Source organism: Pontimicrobium sp. MEBiC01747, assembly GCF_053601635.1.
This window is the reverse complement of the sequence record NZ_JBSHNS010000087.1, coordinates 1-3,839: the sequence shown is the minus strand read 5'-3', so window position 1 is coordinate 3,839 and position 3,839 is coordinate 1. Positions and strand designations below refer to the sequence as shown.

At 30.8% G+C, this 3,839-nt stretch carries 4 protein-coding genes and 1 pseudogene; 3 read left to right on the top strand and 2 right to left on the bottom strand.

The annotated features are described in order from the left end of the window. The 3 genes and pseudogenes from ACVC2P_RS01565 to ACVC2P_RS01555 form a co-directional block, all read left to right on the top strand. A pseudogene (locus tag ACVC2P_RS01565) lies at positions 1-923 on the top strand (PepSY domain-containing protein); the annotation flags it as partial. Between the two features lie 19 nt (positions 924-942). After that, positions 943-1,296 (top strand): DUF6686 family protein, encoded by a 354-nt coding sequence (locus ACVC2P_RS01560; RefSeq protein ID WP_452596727.1) that lies wholly within the window; start codon positions 943-945, stop codon positions 1,294-1,296. Positions 1,297-1,331: 35 nt separating this feature from the next. Further along, the gene (locus ACVC2P_RS01555) at positions 1,332-1,883 is read left to right on the top strand and encodes a tyrosine-protein phosphatase (RefSeq protein WP_452596726.1); all 552 of its coding nucleotides are present in this window, start codon (positions 1,332-1,334) and stop codon (positions 1,881-1,883) included. 18 nt (positions 1,884-1,901) lie between these two features. On the opposite strand, the gene ACVC2P_RS01550 is transcribed toward ACVC2P_RS01555, so the two are convergent. Both ACVC2P_RS01550 and ACVC2P_RS01545 read right to left on the bottom strand, forming a co-directional pair. Further along, positions 1,902-3,239: an MATE family efflux transporter gene (locus tag ACVC2P_RS01550; RefSeq protein ID WP_452596725.1), complete on the bottom strand. Its 1,338-nt coding sequence runs from the start codon at positions 3,237-3,239 to the stop codon at positions 1,902-1,904. A gap of 96 nt (positions 3,240-3,335) precedes the next feature. Then, a partial coding sequence (locus ACVC2P_RS01545) for a 7-cyano-7-deazaguanine synthase (protein WP_452596724.1) occupies positions 3,336-3,839 on the bottom strand: 504 nt, incomplete at its 5' end.

The window sequence follows — 3,839 nt, the reverse complement described above, 5'->3', positions numbered from 1 at the left end:
GGTTTGGCTCTCTTGTATATCCTAAGTATTGTAAATATGCACTAATGGTAGATGCAATGTTACAATTGCATCCAAGTTTTATTCCTAATAGTCCTTTATGTAAAATAAACAATCAATCTTTTGAAATCTTTAAAGAATGGGCAAAACAATGGAGTAAAAGTGTTGGTTTAACATTAAAATTATCTCCTATAACTAATACCAAATCTAGAAAAAAAGACATCACGTTTTTAGTAAAAGATAAAAGCCCATTAAATGTAGACCACTCTTTTTTATTAACGTTAAAACCTACTAAACGTACTCCATTTACCTCTGGAGACTTATTAGCTATTTACCCAAATAACGATCCTGTAAAGCGCCTCTACTCTATAGGTAAATTAAATGACTCTATTGTATTAAGTGTTAAAAAGCATGAATTAGGTAAATGCTCTAATATACTCTACCAATTAAAAACTAACGACATGATTACTGCAACAATAGAACGTAACCCTAATTTTTATCTCCCTAAACACGCCAAAGAAGTTATAATGATTGCTAACGGTACAGGCATAGCGCCTTTTTTAGGCATGATTAACGACAACAAGACACAAATAAAAACACATTTATTTTGGGGAGGCCGTACACAAGAGTCCTTTGGTATGTACTCCCAATTAGTAGATAATGCTTTTGCAAATAAAACCTTATCTAGTATACATGTGGCCTATTCTAGAGTTTACGATAAAAAAATATATGTACAAGATTTATTATTAGAGCAAAAAGACTTTATAAGCAAAGCAATACAAAACGGAAGTGTTATTATGCTATGTGGCTCTATGTCTATGCAAAATGCCGTATTACAAACTTTAGAGCAGATAATAACAACGCAATTAAATTGTTCTTTAAGTACGCTTGAAAATTCTGGACAATTAAAAATGGATTGCTATTAATTGATTAAAACAATAAAACATGTGCCATAAACTAAAAACAATAGCTACAGTAAAAAGTGGGGAATTATCTATATGTAAAGGCTGTAATAGCTACCAATTAATATTTAACAACCTTTTTTTTGAATTTAATCAAGACGATTTTGATGCCTTTAAAAATTATATTCTTAATATAGAATTAGACCATGCTGGGCAAAAATATGCTTGCTCTAAACTAAAAAGACGCATTCCTATTCCTTCGTTACAAAAAAACTTACTTTTAATATTTAATACTCAAGAAATTAAAGAGTTAAAAACACTTTTAACCACTAAAACACCATCAATATATAAGTTATTAGATATTAATGATATCGATTACACTTTAATTATAAATTAAATAGACTAGTTTTATAAGCTTAAGAAGTATTACTTATGGGCTTAGATTATACAGAAGGATGCGTAAATTTTAGAGATGTTGGGGCATACATTAACCTCATTTTAGGTGAACAAGTGCTTCCTGAAGGTAAATTATATAGAGGTGGTAGTATAGATTATGTAAAAGACATTTTAGAAATAGCACACTGTAAAACTATTATTAACTTACGCAAACGTGCAGATTTTGAAGACTTTAATTGTAACTACCTTCATTTTTCTATGGCTAACAACATTGAAAAATATGATACTAGCCAAAAGGAAGTAAAACGCTGGTTAAACAGTATTATAAAAACTTTTGAAAACCCAAAACTTCAATACCCTGTTTTAATACACTGTTTATCTGGAAAAGACAGAACGGGTATAGTAGTCGCTGCTTTGCTTTTAATTATTGATATAGATAAAGAAACTATTATTGAAGAGTATTTACTTAGTAATGGCGAAGTTACAACAGCACTTATTACTTTAGCGATAGATGGAATGCTACCACTTGCTAATTATTTTGAAGGGTTAGATTTAGAACAAATTAAAAAGATGTTTTTAAATGCTTAAAAAGAGGTTACATTCCTTCTATTTTAAGTTTAGCTTTATCTCTTTCTTTAAATACAAATAAGTAACCAGTGTAGATGAAATATCGGCGATAGGAAACGCCATCCATACCCCATTTATACCATAAAATCTAGGTAGAAAAAACACCAAAGGAATTAAAAATATACCTTGCTTTAATAAGGTTAAAATTAATGCTGGTAATGCTTTGCCTGCGGCTTGAAAGTAAGCAGATCCTATAAGCTGTGTTGTTATTACTGGAGTTGCTAAAAATGCAATAATTAAGGCATTGGGCGTAGCTTGTAGTAAGGCTTGGTCTTCTGTAAAAATCCTAACAAGTTCCCCTGGAAATATCATAATAATTATAAATATAAGTGTAGCAATGGCTGTACCGTAAAGAATAGCTGTGTTTATGGTTTGCTTTACACGCTTTACATCGTTAGCACCGTAATTATATCCTGCTATAGGTAAAAAGCCTTGTACAACTCCAAGAACAGGAAATAAGGCAAATAGCATGACTCTATTAATAATACCATATACAGCAATAGAGAGTTCGCCTCCATATTTAAAAAGTGTATAGTTTAATACAATTACTAATATACTTATGGTACCTTGCCTAACTACTGTTACACCACCTAAAGCCACAATTTCTTTTAGAATTGGCCAATTAATAGCAAAGTATTTAGGAATTATTTTTAACTCGGAATGTTTAGACAAGAAAAACCACAATACAAATAAACCCGATACGGCATAAGATATTGCTGTTGCTAAACCTGCACCATACATGCCTAAATCCATATACTTTATAAAGACGACATCTAGAGCAATATTAGCAATGGCTGGAAATATTAGTGTAAACATGGCATAATTGGGCTTACCAACTGCTCTAATTACTGGATTCCCCATCATAGCAAATGCTAGAAATGGTACGCCCCATACTATAACATGAAAATAACTGGTAGCAGGAGCTGTAATGTCTCCTTTGGCTCCAAAGAGTTCTAATATTGGTAAGCAGAAAAACGTGCCTAGAAATACAAATAGAATCGATAAACCTACGGTTAAACTTATTTGGTTTCCAAAGACTTTAAAGGCTTTTGTTGCATTGTCTGCGCCTAAGGCTCTGGAAATTATAGAGCTTCCGCCAATGCCAATACCCATGCCTATAGACGATATTAAAAAGGCGATTGGTAATACTACAGTTACGGCTGCTATAGCTAATACACCAATCCAGCGGCCAACAAAAATAGTATCTACTATCATATTTACAGACATAACCAAAATACCTATAGCGGCTGGTATGCCTTGTTTTAACAGTAGCTTACTAATTTTTTCTACACCTAAGGCGTTGGTTTGTTTATTCATTGGTTAGTATCTAGCATTAAATATCTGCATAATTACTCCCTTTACAGAAAAGAACACTCATTTTTAAATAATAATTAACATTAAGGTTTATCCATTTTAAAAGTCACTTATAGCTTCTCTTTTTAATAAACAACTAAGACATTGACCACATTCTTTATTATATTTTGGATGGTAACAACTAATGGTTTCACTTAAGTCGACATTTAATTCATTTGCCAATGTAATAACTTCAGCTTTTGTTAAATTAATTAATGGTGCTTCTATTATAGTATTGGTATTCTTAGAAATAGATTGTAGTTTTAATAAAAAGGAATTAGAACAGTCCCAAAAATTTCTACTATCATCTTTATTAAATGCAACATAAACCTCATTTATTTTATAAGACTCAGCCAAACTTAAAGCTAAGCTTAAAAAAATTAAATTTCTATAAGGTACATAAGCATTTTCTTGACCGTTAGGCTTATCTCCTTTTTTATAAATAGAAAGGTTTTTATTGGTGTTAACAAGTGCTGAATCACAAAATAATTGACTATCTAACATAATTATCTTATGATTTATAACATTATATTTCTTTGCATTTTTTTTTGCATACTCTAATTC